General features: G+C 42.5%; 15 protein-coding genes. 11 read left to right on the top strand and 4 right to left on the bottom strand.

Annotated features, from left to right (window positions below; translation table 11 throughout):
• Window position 1: 1 nt before the first annotated feature.
• Window positions 2-511, bottom strand: coding sequence for an SRPBCC family protein (locus tag J4N22_RS19560; RefSeq protein ID WP_207497268.1), 510 nt, complete (start codon window positions 509-511; stop codon window positions 2-4).
• A 178-nt stretch (window positions 512-689) separates the two neighbouring features.
• Between J4N22_RS19560 and J4N22_RS19555 the strand changes: the two genes are divergently transcribed.
• The 9 genes from J4N22_RS19555 (at window position 690) to argH (ending at window position 12,652) form a co-directional block, all read left to right on the top strand.
• A complete protein-coding gene (locus J4N22_RS19555; RefSeq protein WP_207497267.1) occupies window positions 690-3,590 on the top strand; it encodes an outer membrane beta-barrel protein in 2,901 nt (966 codons plus the stop codon).
• A 426-nt stretch (window positions 3,591-4,016) separates the two neighbouring features.
• Complete coding sequence (locus J4N22_RS19550) at window positions 4,017-4,730, top strand: GNAT family N-acetyltransferase (RefSeq protein WP_207497266.1); 714 nt, start codon at window positions 4,017-4,019, stop codon at window positions 4,728-4,730.
• An 18-nt stretch (window positions 4,731-4,748) separates the two neighbouring features.
• Window positions 4,749-5,960, top strand: a complete 1,212-nt coding sequence (locus J4N22_RS19545; protein ID WP_207497265.1) for an argininosuccinate synthase — start codon at window positions 4,749-4,751, stop codon at window positions 5,958-5,960.
• The gene (gene argC / locus J4N22_RS19540) at window positions 5,947-6,933 is read left to right on the top strand and encodes an N-acetyl-gamma-glutamyl-phosphate reductase (protein ID WP_207497264.1); all 987 of its coding nucleotides are present in this window, start codon (window positions 5,947-5,949) and stop codon (window positions 6,931-6,933) included. Before J4N22_RS19545 ends, argC begins: the two co-directional genes overlap by 14 nt.
• A gap of 181 nt (window positions 6,934-7,114) precedes the next feature.
• Complete coding sequence (locus J4N22_RS19535; protein WP_207497263.1) at window positions 7,115-8,278, top strand: aspartate aminotransferase family protein; 1,164 nt, start codon at window positions 7,115-7,117, stop codon at window positions 8,276-8,278.
• Window positions 8,279-8,304: 26 nt separating this feature from the next.
• Complete coding sequence (locus J4N22_RS19530; RefSeq protein ID WP_207497262.1) at window positions 8,305-9,288, top strand: N-acetylornithine carbamoyltransferase; 984 nt, start codon at window positions 8,305-8,307, stop codon at window positions 9,286-9,288.
• Window positions 9,289-9,330: 42 nt separating this feature from the next.
• On the top strand, window positions 9,331-10,173 hold the full coding sequence (argB, locus tag J4N22_RS19525; RefSeq protein WP_207497261.1) for an acetylglutamate kinase: 843 nt from the start codon (window positions 9,331-9,333) through the stop codon (window positions 10,171-10,173).
• Window positions 10,173-11,261: a M20 family metallo-hydrolase gene (locus J4N22_RS19520; RefSeq protein WP_207497260.1), complete on the top strand. Its 1,089-nt coding sequence runs from the start codon at window positions 10,173-10,175 to the stop codon at window positions 11,259-11,261. Before argB ends, J4N22_RS19520 begins: the two co-directional genes overlap by 1 nt.
• 47 nt (window positions 11,262-11,308) lie before the next feature.
• The gene (gene argH, locus J4N22_RS19515; protein ID WP_207497259.1) at window positions 11,309-12,652 is read left to right on the top strand and encodes an argininosuccinate lyase; all 1,344 of its coding nucleotides are present in this window, start codon (window positions 11,309-11,311) and stop codon (window positions 12,650-12,652) included.
• A 9-nt stretch (window positions 12,653-12,661) separates the two neighbouring features.
• Here the strand turns inward: argH and J4N22_RS20170 are convergent, their stop codons facing one another.
• Window positions 12,662-13,591, bottom strand: a complete 930-nt coding sequence (locus J4N22_RS20170; RefSeq protein WP_207497258.1) for a J domain-containing protein — start codon at window positions 13,589-13,591, stop codon at window positions 12,662-12,664.
• Between the two features lie 423 nt (window positions 13,592-14,014).
• Between J4N22_RS20170 and J4N22_RS19505 the strand changes: the two genes are divergently transcribed.
• On the top strand, window positions 14,015-15,325 hold the full coding sequence (locus J4N22_RS19505; protein WP_207497257.1) for an outer membrane protein: 1,311 nt from the start codon (window positions 14,015-14,017) through the stop codon (window positions 15,323-15,325).
• 119 nt (window positions 15,326-15,444) lie between these two features.
• Here the strand turns inward: J4N22_RS19505 and gcvT are convergent, their stop codons facing one another.
• The gene (gene gcvT, locus J4N22_RS19500) at window positions 15,445-16,530 is read right to left on the bottom strand and encodes a glycine cleavage system aminomethyltransferase GcvT (protein ID WP_207497256.1); all 1,086 of its coding nucleotides are present in this window, start codon (window positions 16,528-16,530) and stop codon (window positions 15,445-15,447) included.
• Window positions 16,531-16,820: 290 nt separating this feature from the next.
• On the opposite strand from gcvT, the gene J4N22_RS19495 reads away from it, so the two are divergent.
• Window positions 16,821-17,201 carry a hypothetical protein gene (locus tag J4N22_RS19495; protein ID WP_207497255.1) on the top strand — a complete coding sequence of 127 codons (381 nt, stop codon included), beginning with the start codon at window positions 16,821-16,823 and terminating at the stop codon, window positions 17,199-17,201.
• A 232-nt stretch (window positions 17,202-17,433) separates the two neighbouring features.
• Here the strand turns inward: J4N22_RS19495 and J4N22_RS19490 are convergent, their stop codons facing one another.
• Window positions 17,434-17,652, bottom strand: coding sequence for a hypothetical protein (locus tag J4N22_RS19490; protein ID WP_207497254.1), 219 nt, complete (start codon window positions 17,650-17,652; stop codon window positions 17,434-17,436).
• Between the last annotated feature and the right edge of the window lie 45 nt (window positions 17,653-17,697).

Raw genomic sequence — 17,697 nt, 5'->3', positions numbered from 1 at the left:
TTCATTTCTCGTTTACAGCGCCTTTGATATTTGCAGGTGCTTTCAATATTGCCTTCCATCCGTTCCCTTCTGCATATTGTTTTATATGAGTGTTGCGCTGCACAAGCAATTGGCGCATATAGCGGGTCAGAAAAAGATAGTTCAACAGCTTTCCAAGACCACCAAAAGGTGATTCAAAAGAAAATAGGTCGATCATGATGGTTCCATTCTGCACCTCTTTAAAATGGTGCTCGTGTTTCATGAACTTGAAATCGCCTCTTGTCATTTCGTCTATAAACATGCTGCTTGTACGCATTTCAGTAATAGAGATCTCCAATTGCCTCCGCTTGAACAAGTGCTTCGCCTGCCACACTACATGGTCACCCTTTTTAAGTAAGCCTGTGGTTGTGCCACCAATTGCTACTTCATCGGTATCCTTCATCGAGGCGGTATGCAGGTCAACACTTCTACTTAAATCGAATACAAGATCAACAGGCGCTTCTATGAAAGTGGTTAAATGAATGAGAGGCATGCAAAAATTTAGGATTGAATAAAATAACAGGTAATTGACGAGAAACTGGTTGAAAAAGTAGAGCTGCCTTTATAATTAATTAGTTCTCACCCTCTTCTCCGGCTATTTTGCCTTTTTTATAGAAAATCTACCTCTCAGATGAAGTAACAGGTTTTCTTTGCTGCTTACGACATATTACATGAAACACTCTACCCTTCTTTTCGTTTTTGCTTTTTTCAGCCTTGTTTCGTTTGGCCAATCGCGCAGCTCCGGATCGGTTTCTGGCCGGTTGATTGACTCAGTCAGCAACCAGGAATTGAAAGACGCCACCATTTCCATACTCGATGCGGCTGATTCTGCTTTGGTCGTTTACGGACTAAGTAAAGCTGATGGTAGTTTTGCAGTAGAAAATATCCCTTTTGGAAGTTACCAGCTGCTTATCAGCTTCCAGGGGTATAAAGAAGTACGACGTCCTTTTGTAGTAACTAAAGAAAAAACAGGATTCAATGCTGGTGTGCTACACCTGGCTCCACTGCCGATTGAGCTGCAGGAGGTAACGGTAAAAACCTCTCCCATAACTATTAAAGGTGATACCACAGAGTTCAATGCAGGTCATTTTAAAACCAAACCCAATGCTACAGCCGAAGACCTGCTGAAAAAATTGCCAGGGGTGGAAGTAGAAAAAGATGGTACGGTGAAGGCACAGGGCGAAAATGTGCGCCGGGTACTGGTAGATGGAAAACGCTTTTTTGGCGATGATCCAAAAACCGCCACGCGCAACCTGCCCACCGACATGATTGATAAGATACAGGTATATGATGCGCAAAGCGATCAGAGTGCCTTTAGTGGCTTTGATGATGGTAACCGCGAAAAAACCATAAACATTGTAACCCGCAAAGACCGCCGCAAAGGCATGTTTGGAAAAGCAACCGTAGGTGCCGGTGACAATGATCGTTATGCTGCCAATTTGAACTTCAACAAATTCAATGGCAGCCAGCAGATCTCTTTTATTGGACAGGGCAACAATACCAACAACCAAAACTTTAGTATCCAGGATATTTTAGGAACTATGAATTCTGGTGGCGGCGGCGGTGGTGGAAACCGTGGCGGCGGCATGCAATTGGGTCGTAGTATGGCCAATATTGGAAATTTTATTGGCGGAACTTCACCTGGTATAGCTACCACGTGGGCGGCTGGACTTAACTACAACGACGCCTGGAGCAAAAAGACGTCTGTAAGCGGAAGCTATTTTGTGAATAGTATGAATACACTGAACAGCCAGGAACGATTTACCGAAAACTTCACCCCCAACGACTCATCCATATTTAGAAACAACACCAGTTTTTCGAATAACAAGAACCTAAACCACCGCTTCAACTTCGAGATCGACCAGAAGCTGGACTCGATGAACTCGCTGCTGATCAGGCCATCGATCAGCTTGCAGGAAAGCGACAACTTTAGAGAATCGCGTACATTCTCTACACGTGGCAAAACCATAAATCAAAATGAAGCACAGAGCTTGAACAATAGCCAGATTAATGGCTACAACTTCAACAACAGCATCTTGTACCGTCGCCGCTTTGGTAAAAGAGGTCGGTCGCTGTCACTAAACCTGACACAGGCCTTCAACAACAGCCACACCGACAGGCACACCCTTAACTATACCACCACCTATTTTGGCGCAGGCGCCCGCCGCGACACTATTGACCAAGTGAGCACCATAGACAGGAATGGCAGAGCCTTGGGCGCTAATGTTTCATTTACCGAACCAATAGGCACAAAAGGCCATCTAGAAATGAGCTACAATGCGAGTTTCAACAACAACAATTCGCAGCAGGAAACCAGGCGCATGAACGAAGGGTCTGGCAAATACGACCGCTTGGACAGTATCCTCACCAACTCATTTGAGAATAGTAACAACTCGCACAGGATTGGCATAAACTACCGCAGGCAGGTAAGCAAAGAGTGGAATTACACTTTAGGTATGGCTGTTCAACGTGCTACTTTAGAAAGCGACAACCTTACTAGGGGCACTACACTCAGCCAAACGTTCAACAATTTCTTCCCAACTGTAATGCTGCAGTATAGTAAGAACAGAACGAAGAACCTTCGGATCAACTACAGGGGCAGCACCCGCCAACCAGGCATCAACCAGTTGCAGGAAGTGATCGACAACAGCAACCCACTGAACATCACTACCGGTAATGCGGCGCTGGAGCAGGAGTTCCAGCACAGCCTTAGCCTGTTCTTCACCAATATCGACATCTTTACGTTCAAGAACTTTGTAGCGAGCATCAACGGAAGTTTTATCAATAATAAGATTGGTAATGCCTACTATATCAACAGCACCAATGCGCCTGTTATCATTAGCCAGGATGTAGTATTGGCACCGCTGGCACAGTTTACACGCCCGGTTAATATCGATGGCGCCTACAACATCTCTGGCTTTATCAACTATGGTTTCCCGGTGAAAAAGCCACGCTCAAACATTAACCTGACCACCAACCTGGCACACAGCCGCGACGTGAACCTGATAAATAACGTGAGAAGTTTTACCAGGAATTACGTGATTGGTGAAACGGTACGCTACACGCTCAACCTGAAAGAGCGCCTCGACCTGAATTTTGCAAGCACATCTACTTTTACCATGGCCCGCTATAGCCAGACAGCTGCCACCGAAAGGCAACAGCAAACGAATGGCGATTTCTTCACCCAGATATTTTCAGTAGAGCCTACATACACTACTAAGAATGGTTGGGTAGTAACCAGTGATTTTGATTATACTATCAACCGCGGCCAAAGCGAAGGTTTCAACCAAACCATTCCTTTGTGGACCGCCAGCATCGGCAGGATGTTCCTGAAGAACAAGCAAGGCGAAATAAAACTGACGGTGTTTGACCTGCTGAACCAAAACAAGAGCATTACCCGCAATGTGAACCAGAACTATATTGAGGATGTAAGAACACAGGTATTGCAGCGCTATTTCATGTTGTCGTTTACCTACAACCTGCGAGCTTTTAAAGGGCAGCAACAGCAGACGCCGTTTCCTATGAATATGATACCTAGGGGAGCAAACAGGCAGATAAGAATAATGCAATAGCCATATAACCAATAAGCAAAAAAGTAGCAGCAGGTTAAAAGCCTGCTGTTTGCTTTTGTAGCAAAAGATATCCGAACGTTCTACATCCCTTTACCTCGATGCAGATCTCCTACTTCTATATATGAAAGACACTCATCAACAGAATTTTAAAAAAATTTAAACTTCATTGTTTTTACAACCACTTACTTTTACACCCATTACTACAACAGGTAATTTTCATTGATACGTTGAACCACAATCTTACATATCACGCTATCATCAGTCACCCTACGCTGGCTGGCCGTTTAACTACAATGGCTAACGAAAATTTCTTTTACCTGATCCGACGACCACGTATCTGATAGAGGGAAAACCCATCATTCCCATTGGCAGGTTTATTGCACCTGCTTTCTAACCTTTCTTTCTAATTATTATATCTAGACATAAGTGGAGCAGGAAATTATAATAAGGGTAGCCAATAGTGGCGATGTGCATTACGCAAGTACCATTACAGACGAAATGGAAGCTTCGGCAAAAGCACGTGGTACTGGTATTGCAAAACGCAGCCCGGATTATGTAGCCATGAAAATGACTGAGGGCAAAGCCGTGATAGCACATACCGCAGACGGTACCTGGGTTGGCTTCTGCTATATAGAGGCGTGGGGCCATGAGAAGTTTGTGGCTAACAGTGGTTTAATTGTTAGTCCTGCTTTCAGGAAGAGCGGCGTAGCTAAAAGCATCAAAAAACGCATCTTCGATCTTTCACGCGAAAAATATCCTGAGGCAAAAATATTCGGTCTTACTACCGGGCTTGCTGTTATGAAGATCAACAGCGAGTTAGGCTATGAACCCGTTACCTATTCTGAGCTAACAGACGACGAGGAATTCTGGAAAGGCTGTAAAGCTTGTGTGAACTACGACATACTGATGAGCAAAGACAGGAAGAACTGCCTGTGCACCGGTATGTTGTACGATCCTAAAGATCATTATGAGCCAGAAGAAACCGCAGCTGATTTTAAGAAGCACTCTAAGCTGTATGAGCGTTTCATGAAAATAAAGCAGAGCCGCCTATTGAAGGCTTTGCGCAAAAAAGATCCTACTGGCAATCGTAAGCCAGGAAAAATATCTTTGTTCAACTTTTTGCTTGGCCTTTTACACTAAAAAATCTTAATCGATAAAATGTCAACTCCATCACCTTCTGTTGTCCTTGGTTTTAGTGGTGGTTTAGATACTTCATTTTGCGTGAAGTACTTAACCGAAACTGGCTATGATGTGCATAGCATCATTGTAAATACGGGTGGCTTCACCAAAGATGAACTGAAGCAAATAGAAACGCATGCCTATGACCTGGGCGTAAAAACACATACTGCTGTTGATGCGGTAGAAAGCTATTACAATACCATTATCAAGTACCTGGTATTTGGCAATGTTTTAAAAAATAATACTTACCCACTGAGTGTAAGTGCAGAGCGACTGATACAGGCACTGCATATTTCAGATCATGTAGAAACGATGCAGGCAGATGCCGTAGCACACGGAAGCACTGGTGCCGGCAACGACCAGGTACGCTTCGATATGATCTTCAACATTATGATCCCCGGCATTAAGATCATCACGCCTATCCGCGACCTGAAACTAAGCCGTGAAGAAGAGATAGAATACCTGAAGAGCCGTAATGTGGAAATGAACTTCGAGAAGTCGATGTACTCTATCAACAAAGGCTTGTGGGGCACAAGTGTTGGTGGAAAAGAAACGCTGAAATCCAATGGCATGTTGCCTGAAGAAGCATGGCCTACGCAGGTAACTGCCAGCACGGAACAAGATATTAAACTACACTTTGTAAAAGGTGAGCTGAAAGGTGTGGATGACCAGGAATTTGAACAACCTGTTCATGCTATACAATATTTGCAAAGTATAGCAGCACCTTATGGTATAGGCAGAGATGTACACGTGGGTGATACTATAATAGGCATCAAAGGTCGTGTAGGTTTTGAAGCTGCTGCACCTATGATAATCATCAAAGCTCACCACACGTTAGAGAAGCATGTGCTTACCAAATGGCAATTGAACTGGAAAGATCAACTTGCTTTGTTCTATGGCAACTGGTTGCACGAAGGCCAGATACTTGACCCGGTAATGAGAGATATAGAAGCATTTTTTGAGCACGCACAATTACATGTAACGGGCGATGTATTTGTTCGCTTGATGCCTTATCGCTTTGTGGTGCTTGGAATAGAATCTGACTATGACCTGATGAACAGCCAGTTTGGTAGCTATGGTGAAATGAACAATGGCTGGACAGGTGAAGACGTAAGAGGCTTCAGCAAGATCTTTGGCAACCAGACATCGATTTATTACCAGGTAAAAGATAGTTTAGATGCAAAAGATTAAGGTAGGTATCATAGGTGGTGCCGGCTATACCGGAGGGGAATTGATCAGGCTATTGATCAATCATCCTAATGCTGAACTTACTTATGTACATAGTAAAAGCAATGCAGGCAAAGCTGTACATGCTGTGCATGGCGACCTGGTTGGTGAAACATCTGTTGCATTTTCTTCCACCTTTACTGATAATGTAGATGTAGTATTTCTTTGCCTGGGTCATGGTGATGCGAAGAAGTTTTTGCAGGAAAATATTGATGCATTTAAAAGTGCCAGGATCATTGATCTTTCAAATGATTTCAGGCTTAGTGCAAACGCAGCATTCAATGAAGAAAGGAGTTTTGTATATGGCCTTCCTGAATTGAATAAACAAGAAATAATATCAGCAACCAATGTAGCCAATCCGGGTTGTTTTGCTACAGCTATACAACTTGGGTTGTTGCCTTTGGCTAAAGCAGGATTGGTAACAGAGGTATACACTACAGGCATAACCGGCTCCACTGGTGCAGGACAAGGATTATCTGCTACCAGCCATTTTAGCTGGAGAGCAAATAATGTACAGGCTTATAAAACGCTTTCGCACCAGCATCTTGGAGAGATCAGCCAGTCACTTCACCAGCTGCAGGTAAAGCAAGATGTTGACATCAGCTTTGTTCCATGGAGAGGTGATTTTACAAGAGGCATCTTTATCAGCTCACAACTCAACTGCCCTCTTACTCAGCAAGAGGTGCATGAACTGTTTGAAGAATATTATGCAGAGCATCCATTCACGTTTGTCAGCAATGAGCCTATTTTTTTAAAGCAAGTGGTAAACACCAACAAATGCTTTATTCAATTAGAGAAAGTAGGAACAAAACTCGTTGTGCATTCTATCATAGATAATTTATTAAAAGGAGCTTCAGGACAGGCTGTCCAAAACATGAACCTGATGTTTGGATTAGATGAAAAAGCAGGATTGCGATTAAAGGCGAATTTCTTTTAGCAAGTTGGAAGTAGTAGGTAACAAGTTATGAGTCTATAGTAGAGATGCATAATTATAAGACCTGCTTAACCAATAATAAAATGAGATAAAAGCAATGCTTATATCACCTATAAATAAAGACTGCCATTGATTCCTACTTACAACTATCAACCTACAACTCACAACTTATACAATTCCACCAATGACTCTCTTCGACGTATACCCGCTCAACAACATCACCATCACAAAAGCGCAAGGCTCTTTTGTCTGGGATGAAAATAATGAACAGTATCTTGACATGTATGGTGGTCATGCAGTGATCAGCATCGGCCACACGCATCCACACTGGGTGAAGCGGATAGAGGAGCAGCTACATAAAATTGCTTTTTATTCCAATTCCATAAAAATTCCCATACAACAACAACTGGCTGATAAGCTGGCTGAAGTTTCCGGTAAAAATGACTACCAGTTGTTCCTGGTGAATAGTGGTGCAGAAGCAAATGAAAATGCACTGAAGCTTGCATCTTTTTATACTAGCAAGAGAAAAGCCATTGCTTTTACCAAAGCATTTCATGGTCGTACATCGCTTGCTGTAGCCGCTACCGACAACAAGAACATAGTGGCTCCTATCAATGAAACCGACAACATTATTTTTCTTCCTTACAATGATGTAACTGCACTAGAGCAATGCTTTGCTGAGCATGGACAAGAAGTATGTGCTGTTATACTGGAAGCCATCCAGGGTGTAGGAGGAATAGTGGTAGCAACAGATGAATTCTTACAAGCAATAAGAAGGTTGTGCGATCAATACAATGCAGTATTTATAGCCGATAGTGTGCAGGATGGTTTTGGTCGTAGCGGTTCTTTTTTTGCACACGATCTTGCCGGTGTGCAGGCTGATGTATATAGCATGGCAAAGGGCATGGGCAATGGATTTCCGATTGGAGGTATTCTAATAGCCCCGCACATACAACCAAAGCACTTTCTGCTCGGTACCACCTTTGGTGGAAACCATTTAGCATGTGCGGCTGCGCTGGCTGTACTAGAAGTGATAGCACAGGAAGATTTGATTTCAAATGCAATAGAAACCGGTGATTACCTGCTGGATCAACTTAGGCAAATACCAGCCATACAAAATGTAAGAGGTAAAGGTTTGATGATTGGATTTGATGTACCAGAAGAGATAAAAGATCTGAAGAAAATACTCCTTCAACAACAACATATATTTACGGGTGAAGCAAAGCCAAACGTCATAAGATTATTGCCTTCACTTGCACTTACAAGAAATGAAGCTGACCAGTTTCTAGAAGGATTAAAAACAGCCATTGCTTCACTTCAACCCACACCCGCAGCACACATTTCCTAAATCAAAAGCTTCTTTACTACCACTACATGTCAAACATTATTAAGAACAACTTTCTTTCTGTACACGATGTAACAGATATAGAAGCGCTGGTACAAAAGGCACTTCATTACAAAGCCAACCCTTTTGCCGATAAGCAGCTGGGTGCTAACAAACGCATTGGCTTGTTGTTTTTAAATCCAAGTTTGCGAACACGATTAAGCACACAGGTAGCGGCGCAAAACTTGGGCATGGAACCGATCGTTTTTAATGTAGATAAAGAAGGTTGGGCACTTGAATTTGAAGAAGGCGCCATAATGAGTGGCAGTACTGTTGAGCATGTAAAAGACGCTGCACCCATACTTGGGAATTATTTTGACATACTGGCTATACGTACTTTTCCTTCACTTAAAAACAGGGAAGATGACTACAGCGAAATGTTCATCAGCCAATTTATAAAGTATGCAGGTGTACCTGTTATAAGTTTAGAAAGTGCCACTCTTCATCCATTGCAGTCACTTACTGATGTTATCACTATACAAGAGCAAATGCACGGAGCGGCTGAAGCATCTATTGCTAACCGGCCTAAAGTGGTACTAACATGGGCGCCGCATGTAAAGCCATTGCCGCAATGTGTTGCCAATTCATTTTCGCAATGGATGACAGCGTGGGGTAAGGTAGACTTTGTGATTGCGCATCCTGAAGATTACGAACTGGATGAACAGTTTACCAAGGGAGCTACAATCATGCACGATCAAAAGAAAGCGCTTGAAGGAGCTGATTTTGTATACGTAAAGAATTGGAGCACCTTCAACGATTATGGAAAGATTTATGAGAATGATCCGCGCTGGATGCTTACTGAAGAACATTTACAACTTACCAATAATGCACGTGTAATGCATTGCCTTCCTGTTCGCCGAAATGTAGAGCTGAGCGATGAAGTATTGGATAGCAGCAACAGCATTGTAACGCAGCAGGCAAGCAACCGTGTATGGGCAGCACAGGCTGTAATAAGCGAAATATTAAGCAGGTAATTTTTACCACTTACACTATCAACATTAGCCCACAGCAGAAATATGGAAAAGCAAACTGAAGCAGCAAGAAGAAAATTATTCATCATAAAAATTGGTGGCAACATCATAGATGATGCAGCCAGGCTAGATCATTTCCTTGAACTATATGCATCGGTTCTAAAGTCGCAACATTCTGCTGGTGTACATGCGGCTAGTATTCTCATTCATGGTGGTGGTAAAATAGCAACCAAGATTGGTGAGCAATTAGATATTCAGCCCAACTACGTTGATGGCAGAAGGATAACAGATGATGCAACCATTGATCTTGTAACCATGGTGTATGGAGGATTGGTGAACAAAAAGATCACTGCTGCACTGCAAGCCAAAGGTGTAAATGCTATCGGTCTTACAGGTGCTGATGCCAATATTATTCCTGCGAAAAAGCGACCGGTAAAAGAAGTTGATTTTGGATGGGTAGGCGATGTAACAGCCGACGATGTTCACTTTGAATGGGTAACACTGTTTGTAGATATAGGGCTAACTCCTGTGTTCGCTCCACTTACGCACGATGGTGAGGGACATATACTCAACACTAATGCTGATACCATAGCTTCATCACTTGCTGTGGCACTTTCTAAAGAATATGATGTGCGATTGCTGTATTGTTTTGAAAAGAAAGGTGTGCTTGAAAATGTAGATGATGAGACCTCTGTTATCACGCACATCAACAAGCAGAAGTATCAACAATTGCTGGATGAGCAGAAACTTTTTGAAGGCATTCTTCCAAAACTTGAAAATGCATTTGCAGCCATAGACGCAGGTGTACAGGAAGTGTTGATAGGAGATGCGAATGATCTTGTGGCAAATACTTCTGATAATACAACAGGCACTTTGATAACTGCATAATGACCATTGAACAACTATATGAACAAGCTGTTCTCTTGCTGAAGCAACTCATCAGTATTCCTTCTTATTCTAAATATGAAGAAGCTACTGCTGACGCTATTGCATCATTTCTTGAGCAGCATGGGATTGCTTCAAACCGCAACCTGAACAATGTATGGGCTGTCAATAAATATTTTGATCCTGCAAAGCCTACTATACTGCTCAACTCTCACCACGATACGGTGCATCCAAATAAACAATACACGAAGGATCCCTTTGAACCTGCTGTAGAAAATGAAAAGCTGTATGGATTAGGCAGCAACGATGCAGGTGGTTGCCTGGTTAGTTTAATCGCTGCTTTCCTTCATTTTTATGATCACCCGAACCTTTCTCACAACCTGTTGCTAGCAGCTACAGCCGAAGAGGAAATAAGTGGTTATAATGGTATTGAAGCACTTTTAGGGAATAAAGATTTCAAAGCAACAATGGGTGATAATGAACCTGCATTTGCCATAGTAGGCGAACCTACTTTGATGAACCTTGCAGTTGCAGAAAAAGGCTTGATGGTGCTTGACTGCATTGCACATGGCCGTGCTGGTCATGCAGCAAGAGAAGAAGGAGACAATGCACTGTATAAAGCAATGAAAGATATTGAATGGTTCAGCAGTTACAAGTTTGAAAAAATTAGTGAATGGATGGGACCAGTGAAGATGAATGTGACGGTGATAGAAACAGAGAACAAGGCACACAATATAGTTCCATCGCAGTGCAGGTATGTAGTGGATGTGCGGGTAACAGATGCGTATACACACGAAGAAGTTTTTGGCATTATCAGCCAGCATGTACAAAGCGAGATCAGGCCGAGAAGTATGCGCCTGCGTTCTACTGCTATTGATGTTACACATCCTATAGTACAGGCAGGAATAGCATTAGGTAAAACTTGTTATGGCTCACCTACCAGCAGCGATAAAGCGCTTATGCCTTTTCCTTCGCTTAAGTGTGGACCAGGTGATAGTGCACGTAGTCATACAGCTGATGAATTCATTTACCTGCACGAAATAAAAGACGGTATAGAAGGATATATAAAAATGCTGGAGAAGGTGCTGTAGTGATTAAGCATACTTCATCTCATTTACAAAAACCAACCTGAACGAATATGAAACTGTGGCAAAAAGATACTGCCGGTGCTTCTGATGTTGCCAAACAAGTAGAACGTTTTACTGTAGGCAACGATCGTGACTTTGACCTGCAACTGGCACCATACGATGTACTGGGAAATATTGCACATGCGAAAATGCTTGCTACAGTTGGATTACTTACCAATGAAGAGGCGGATCAGTTAGTAGCAGAACTAAGGAAAATTTATGAGCAGGTGTTGGCTGGTTCTTTTGCTATACAGGAAGGTATTGAAGATGTTCATTCGCAGGTGGAATACCAGCTTACGCAAGAGCTGGGTGATGTAGGGAAAAAGATACATTCTGCACGCAGCCGTAACGACCAGGTGCTGGTTGATATAAAACTTTTTTTACGCGCTGAAATAGAAAAAACTGTTGTCGCTATTGAAGAATTTTTTCACCTGCTGAATACAAGAAGCGAAGAACTGAAAGCACATCTATTACCAGGTTACACGCACCTGCAACTTGCAATGCCATCATCATTTGGTTTATGGCTTGGCGCTTATGCAGAAGGTTTGGTTGATGATATCATCACAATCAAAGCAGCATATGATGTGGTGAATAAAAATCCACTTGGCTCTGCTGCTGGTTATGGTTCTTCGTTTCCTATCAACAGAACATTTACCACTCAATTACTAGGTTTTGCAGACCTCAACTACAATGTAGTGTATGCGCAAATGGGAAGAGGAAAAGCAGAACGCATTGTAGCAAGTGCTTTGGCAAATGTTGCCGATACCATTGCACGTTTATCTATGGATGCTTGCCTGTACCTCAACCAGAACTTTGATCTTATCTCTTTCCCTGCTGAACTTACTACCGGCTCATCTATCATGCCGCACAAAAAGAACCCTGATGTGTTTGAACTGATAAGAAGTCATTGCAACAGGCTGAAGGCTTTACCAAACGAGATCATGATGATGACAACCAATCTTCCATCCGGTTATCATCGCGATCTGCAATTGCTGAAAGAGCATTTGTTTCCTGCGTTCACTACACTTCGCAATTGTATAGAAATGGCAGGTTTGATGATCAGTAATATGGAGGTGAAGCAAAACCTGTTGGAGGATAAAAAATATCAGTATTTATTCAGCGTAGAAGAAGTAAATAAACTGGTGATGCAGGGTGTGCCTTTCAGGGATGCATACAAACAAGTAGGACTGGCAATAGAAGGTGGAGAATTTACTTATTCGACCCAGCTGGAACATACGCACGAAGGCAGCATTGGTAACTTGTGTAATGAACAGATTGCGGCTAATATGAAGCAGGCGATCACATCATTTCAATTTAATAATTACCAAAAAGCGATAGATGAATTGCTGCAGTAGCATGAAATTCTAACGTGCTACATTTCCTATTGTTACTACTATACAATCAGCAGTGAAATCAATACCTACACCTGTTGTGGCTTTTGCTGTAGTTAACCTGCCTGCAATGGAAAAATTATTCATCTGCAAGTAGCTGGCAATGGAAAAGCCATTACTGATATTACTATTGCTCGATTGATGCAGGCGGATACATGTTGCCTTACTTCCTGTTCTAGCCTTTTCAGCTTTTATTTTTTCTACTACATCCAGCATTTCCTGTTCGCTCCACTGTTGTTTTGCAGCAGGCTTCTTTACTGCCGCCTGCGGCACCACTTCTTTCACTGCTTCTATAGGTTTTGCTTCCAGTTGTTTTACAGGTTTTGTTTTTTCTACTTCCGTTACTTCCTCGGTAGCTACAGGCGGAACTACTTCTTTCAATTTAGTTTCAACCACAGGTGTTACTACTTCTAACACTGCAGGTTTTATAACAGCAGCCACTGCACTAGCGGGAGGTGTTTCAGCCACAGCTACCTGGCTATTTGAATGAAAGCTTTCTGCTACCGGCTTTTCTTCATTCTCAAATATCAATGCATTTACGCCCACGAAAGCAAACAACATCAGCAAGCATATCACACCATTCAAAATAATCTTTCTCTTCAGCTTATTATTCGGCGGATACATCTGCCGCACCTGCTGTGCCTGCATGGGTGTTTCTTCGCGTAAATAATGATGAGAGGCAGCAAAGAAAAAATGGTTGTATTTGCGGTTGTACTCACGGCGTTGCTCCTCATCAGACAGCACCTGGTAAGCCTCGTTGATATTTTTGAAAAGCTCTTCGAAGATCTTATCACCCCAGTTCACATCCGGGTGCACTTTCTTAGATAGGCGTTTATAAGCAACTTTGATCTCATCAAGTGTGGCAGATGGGCTTACTCCAAGTGTCTGGTAGTAGTTCTTCATACGTTATGAATAACGCTTTACCATCTTGTGTTAGTATAAAAACTGGTTATAATCTTATGCCCGCTATTGCTGGTTTTAGAAGATTTGTAAAAGGATAAAGTTGAGGTAAGAGCCACCTATTCAGCGGTCTCAAACATCTACATGCTTCACGTGGTATAGTATTAGATTTTCCTACCACTCTTTGGCAGCAGCAGTTATAACTACAGCCAGCTGCGATTCATATAAATAATGTTACTGCTATCTGTTTCTCATATTATATTTGAACCTCTTTCTGCACCTCCTGTAACAAGGCAGGTTATGCATGGCAACCTCACAACCTACTAAAAGCACCTCAGAAAATTAAGATTGCTGGTCATAAACTGGAGAAACAAGCGTCACCGTGTTTTCCAGTATTTCTTATTTATTACCAACAAACTGACTGCTATGAAAGTATCTGCTTGTGTTTCCCCCGCTAAAGCAATTGCTATATTCAGCGTATGTATTCCTTTGATCTTCCCTGTAGTACTAACCGCACAAGTGAAGAAGAAAAAACAACAACATTGGGAAATAGGAGCATATGGAGGAACATCCTTTATAACAGGTGATATACCAGCAAGCAGTGGATATGGTGGCGGGGTTTCTTTAACGCGAACAATTTCAAAAACATTTTCTGCCAGGCTTGACTACACCCGAAGTATAAACTATGGTCTTGATTACCGCCGCCGCAAAGTAAGCCGGATGTCGTGGGAGTCGCCATACGATCCGTGGGTGAACTATTATGGCGGCAGCGATATGCCATTTGTTGCTAACTACCGTACAAAACTTCACCAGGTTTCTGCGCAGGCGATAGCCTCTACCAATCTTCAAAAACTTATAGGAAGCAAAAAGCCATTGCAGCTATATGGCTACATCGGCTATAGCCTGCTTCATGCCGATATAGGAGTGGATGCTCTTGATGAAAACATGCAGCCTTACAATTTCTCCAGCCACCTACACCCTGTTGATTTTAAACAACCTCGTGCTGCAGTTTTATCTGCATTGCGCAAACACATGAACCTGGATTTTGAAAGCAAATGGGGTGTTTACAACAATCAATCATTCAACCACTATACCGGTACTACAGAGCACCCTGTGAGGCATGCGGCAAGTGTAGGTGCAGGCGTGAAATATGGCATCACTAATAAAGTAAGTCTTCAACTTGATTACAGGCTGTCATCAGCTTTTACTGATTATTTAGATGGCGTAACTACAGGGTCAAAATCAGACATCCATCACTTTGCAGGCCTTGGCCTCACCTATAAGTTTGGTGGCACAAACGGCTTGAAAAAAGATACTGATGTTCCTGGTATAACAACCATCAGGACAGGCTCCGGAAATCTGAAAACACAGATACATGTAGTGGATCCACATGTTACTGGTAAGGTTCACCTTGAGGATGGAGACACGTCTTATCTGCTGACTTTTGATTTTGTTCCTATCGTTCCCGGTAAGGTAACTCCATTTCATAATGCTTACCTGCGGCTACATAATGGCCAATGGTTAGAAATGCCGGTGCACCAGGAGGAGAAAGATCTGAACCCTACCAAAAGGTTTTATTATAGCGTTTCGCTTACAAAGCAACAACTGGCAAAGCTGGCCAAATGGAGGGTGACAAATATTGCACTGGAAACATCCACACTGCAGCTGGAAGATGAAGTAGCCAAAGGCAAGCAGAAATTAATAAGCAGGATTGCGAAGAAGTTGTTGGTGAACTAGCTAACGAACCCTAGTTATTTGATACAGCTGCCACTGTAGTCACATGACCTGCTATAGCATAGAAAGCAACAAGCCTGTACAAATACTGCACAGGCTTGTTGCTTTATTGTCTTATTGTTCTAAGCGAAAGGGAACTTAACCACTTTAGCCTCTACTTGCTTGTCTCTTATCTTCACATAGATCTTACTATCCTGGCCTGCATGTTCTTTAGCTACATAGCCTAAACCTACAGCCTTACCAATGGATGGCGCTTGTGTTCCGCTTGTTACTTCACCAATGCGGTTACCTGAAGCATCTACTATTTCATATCCATGGCGCGGTATTCCTTTTTCTATCATTTCAAAGCCTACCAACTTGCGTGTCACACCTTCAGCCTTCTGCTTCTCAAGTATCTCACGAGCTGTAAAATCTTTGGTGAACTTGGTGATCCATCCAAGGCCAGCTTCTAATGGAGTGGTGGTGTCATCTATATCATTTCCGTAAAGACAAAAACCCATCTCCAACCGAAGCGTATCACGTGCGCCCAAACCAATAGGCTTCAATCCCTGGTCCTTACCAGACTCAAAAATCGCATCCCAAATTTTAGAAGCATTATCACCCTCATCTTCAAAATAAATTTCCACTCCTCCACTACCTGTATAACCAGTGGCACTTACCAGCACATTTTTTACACCTGCAAATTCTCCTTTTACAAAAGTGTAATACTTCAGGTTCATGATATCCATTTCGGTCAGTGGCTGAAGTATCGCTGTAGCCTTAGGACCTTGCACTGCCAATAAACAAGTCTTCTCACTTACGTTGTGCATCTCCACGTTGTTGGTGTTGTGCTTGCTTATCCAGTTCCAGTCTTTCTCAATATTACTGGCATTTACCACCAGCATGTATACTTTGTTCTCCTCTATGCAGTATACGATCAGGTCATCTACTATACCACCTTGCTCATTAGTTAGGCAACTGTATTGCGCTTTGCCAGCAGTTAGTTTGCTAGCATCGTTGGTAGTTACCCGTTGAATAAGATCGAGGGCTTGCTCTCCTTTCAAAATAAATTCACCCATGTGGCTTACATCAAACACGCCTGCATTATTTCGCACAGCTGCATGTTCATCATTTATACCACTATAGCTGATGGGCATATTATAGCCTGCAAACTCAGCCATCTTTGCACCGAGTGCTTTATGTTTTTCTGTAAAAGGAGTATTCTTCATATGACGATTTGTGTGGCAGCAAATGTAGGCCAGTATCTTACTAATTTCTTCTGCACGAGGGTAAAAAGTGTAAGCAGTAAAAACTGGTACGGCCAGAAGAAGTATAAGAAAGTGTTATGGCTGCTCTTTGTAAAAAGTATCTCCAGCCAAAATGGTACTATATATGCAGAAGGAGAACATGGTGAAGTGTAGTATAACATCTTTACCTACCGAAGAAGTGAAAGGAACAGTTGCTGCCAAACAATCACTGCGCCTGCTTGTTCTAAAAGTTTAGAAGAAAAATTATTGCTATGGCTTATCCAAACATCACGCTTATAAATGCTTTACGCGAAACAGCGGAGAAATTAGCCAACGGTGCACCTTATGCATGGGGCAACCACGGCACCTGCAATTGTGGAAACCTGCTACAGGTGATCACCAGCTTTAGCCGGCAGGAAATATTACAATTTGCACATACCGGCATTGGCGAATGGACTGAACTGGCGGAGGATTATTGCAGTGTAACCAATGCACCTGTAGACCTGCTGCTTACCCGCCTGCAGGAGATCGGACTAACACCAACAGACATCCATAACCTTGAGTACCTGGAAGACAGGCAGGTGCTGGAAAAACTTCCGGGAGGCTTTAGGTGGTTGAAGAAAAATGCGGGAAGATGTGATCGTATATTTTGAAACCTTTGCAACTGTATTGGAAGAAAAGCTACAGCAGCACCAGGAAAGGAACCAGCTACATCTTAAAATCTCTGAACGAGAACACTTAGTGGCGGTGTAATAATGTATTCTCTCTTCTGTTTATTAATTAAGAACCATAACTATCAGCAAAACACCAATGGCGAAGGCCAGGAGGTAAAGGAAGGCTGTAAATAATTTATTTTTCATACGAAGCTTTTTGCGTTTAGGGCTACTACTCTATTACCAGTATCATCGGCAGTGAAGTTTTACTAACTATATCAGCAGGTGTGGCAGCTGTTTCAAATGAGGAAGCACCGGTTTCACTTTTTGTTGTCGACATGCTTACCTGCGAAGTTTTCATTTGCTTTTGGCAGCATTTCATATTGTTTTGTATCCTACCTACAGGCATAAGTATAGTACCTGCGTAAAGCAGTAGCATTGCCAGTTTCATAAAAATGTAATTGAAGATGTAAGGAATGAATTAAGTAGGGAGGGG

It is taken from the genome of Aridibaculum aurantiacum, assembly GCF_017355875.1.
Classification (GTDB): domain Bacteria; phylum Bacteroidota; class Bacteroidia; order Chitinophagales; family Chitinophagaceae; genus Segetibacter; species Segetibacter aurantiacus.
The sequence above is the reverse complement of the archived record's forward strand: the minus strand, read 5'-3'. Positions and strand labels throughout refer to the sequence as shown.

What these genes read in the sequence shown, in the direction of transcription:
- J4N22_RS19560 (WP_207497268.1), bottom strand. Translation starts at nt 511, where the DNA reads ATGCCTCTCATTCATTTAACCACTTTCATAGAAGCGCCTGTTGATCTT.
- J4N22_RS19555 (WP_207497267.1), top strand. Translation starts at nt 690, where the DNA reads ATGAAACACTCTACCCTTCTTTTCGTTTTTGCTTTTTTCAGCCTTGTT.
- J4N22_RS19545 (WP_207497265.1), top strand. Translation starts at nt 4,749, where the DNA reads ATGTCAACTCCATCACCTTCTGTTGTCCTTGGTTTTAGTGGTGGTTTA.
- argC (WP_207497264.1), top strand. Translation starts at nt 5,947, where the DNA reads ATGCAAAAGATTAAGGTAGGTATCATAGGTGGTGCCGGCTATACCGGA.
- J4N22_RS19535 (WP_207497263.1), top strand. Translation starts at nt 7,115, where the DNA reads ATGACTCTCTTCGACGTATACCCGCTCAACAACATCACCATCACAAAA.
- J4N22_RS19530 (WP_207497262.1), top strand. Translation starts at nt 8,305, where the DNA reads ATGTCAAACATTATTAAGAACAACTTTCTTTCTGTACACGATGTAACA.
- argB (WP_207497261.1), top strand. Translation starts at nt 9,331, where the DNA reads ATGGAAAAGCAAACTGAAGCAGCAAGAAGAAAATTATTCATCATAAAA.
- J4N22_RS19520 (WP_207497260.1), top strand. Translation starts at nt 10,173, where the DNA reads ATGACCATTGAACAACTATATGAACAAGCTGTTCTCTTGCTGAAGCAA.
- argH (WP_207497259.1), top strand. Translation starts at nt 11,309, where the DNA reads ATGAAACTGTGGCAAAAAGATACTGCCGGTGCTTCTGATGTTGCCAAA.
- J4N22_RS20170 (WP_207497258.1), bottom strand. Translation starts at nt 13,591, where the DNA reads ATGAAGAACTACTACCAGACACTTGGAGTAAGCCCATCTGCCACACTT.
- J4N22_RS19505 (WP_207497257.1), top strand. Translation starts at nt 14,015, where the DNA reads ATGAAAGTATCTGCTTGTGTTTCCCCCGCTAAAGCAATTGCTATATTC.
- gcvT (WP_207497256.1), bottom strand. Translation starts at nt 16,530, where the DNA reads ATGAAGAATACTCCTTTTACAGAAAAACATAAAGCACTCGGTGCAAAG.
- J4N22_RS19495 (WP_207497255.1), top strand. Translation starts at nt 16,821, where the DNA reads ATGGCTTATCCAAACATCACGCTTATAAATGCTTTACGCGAAACAGCG.
- J4N22_RS19490 (WP_207497254.1), bottom strand. Translation starts at nt 17,652, where the DNA reads ATGAAACTGGCAATGCTACTGCTTTACGCAGGTACTATACTTATGCCT.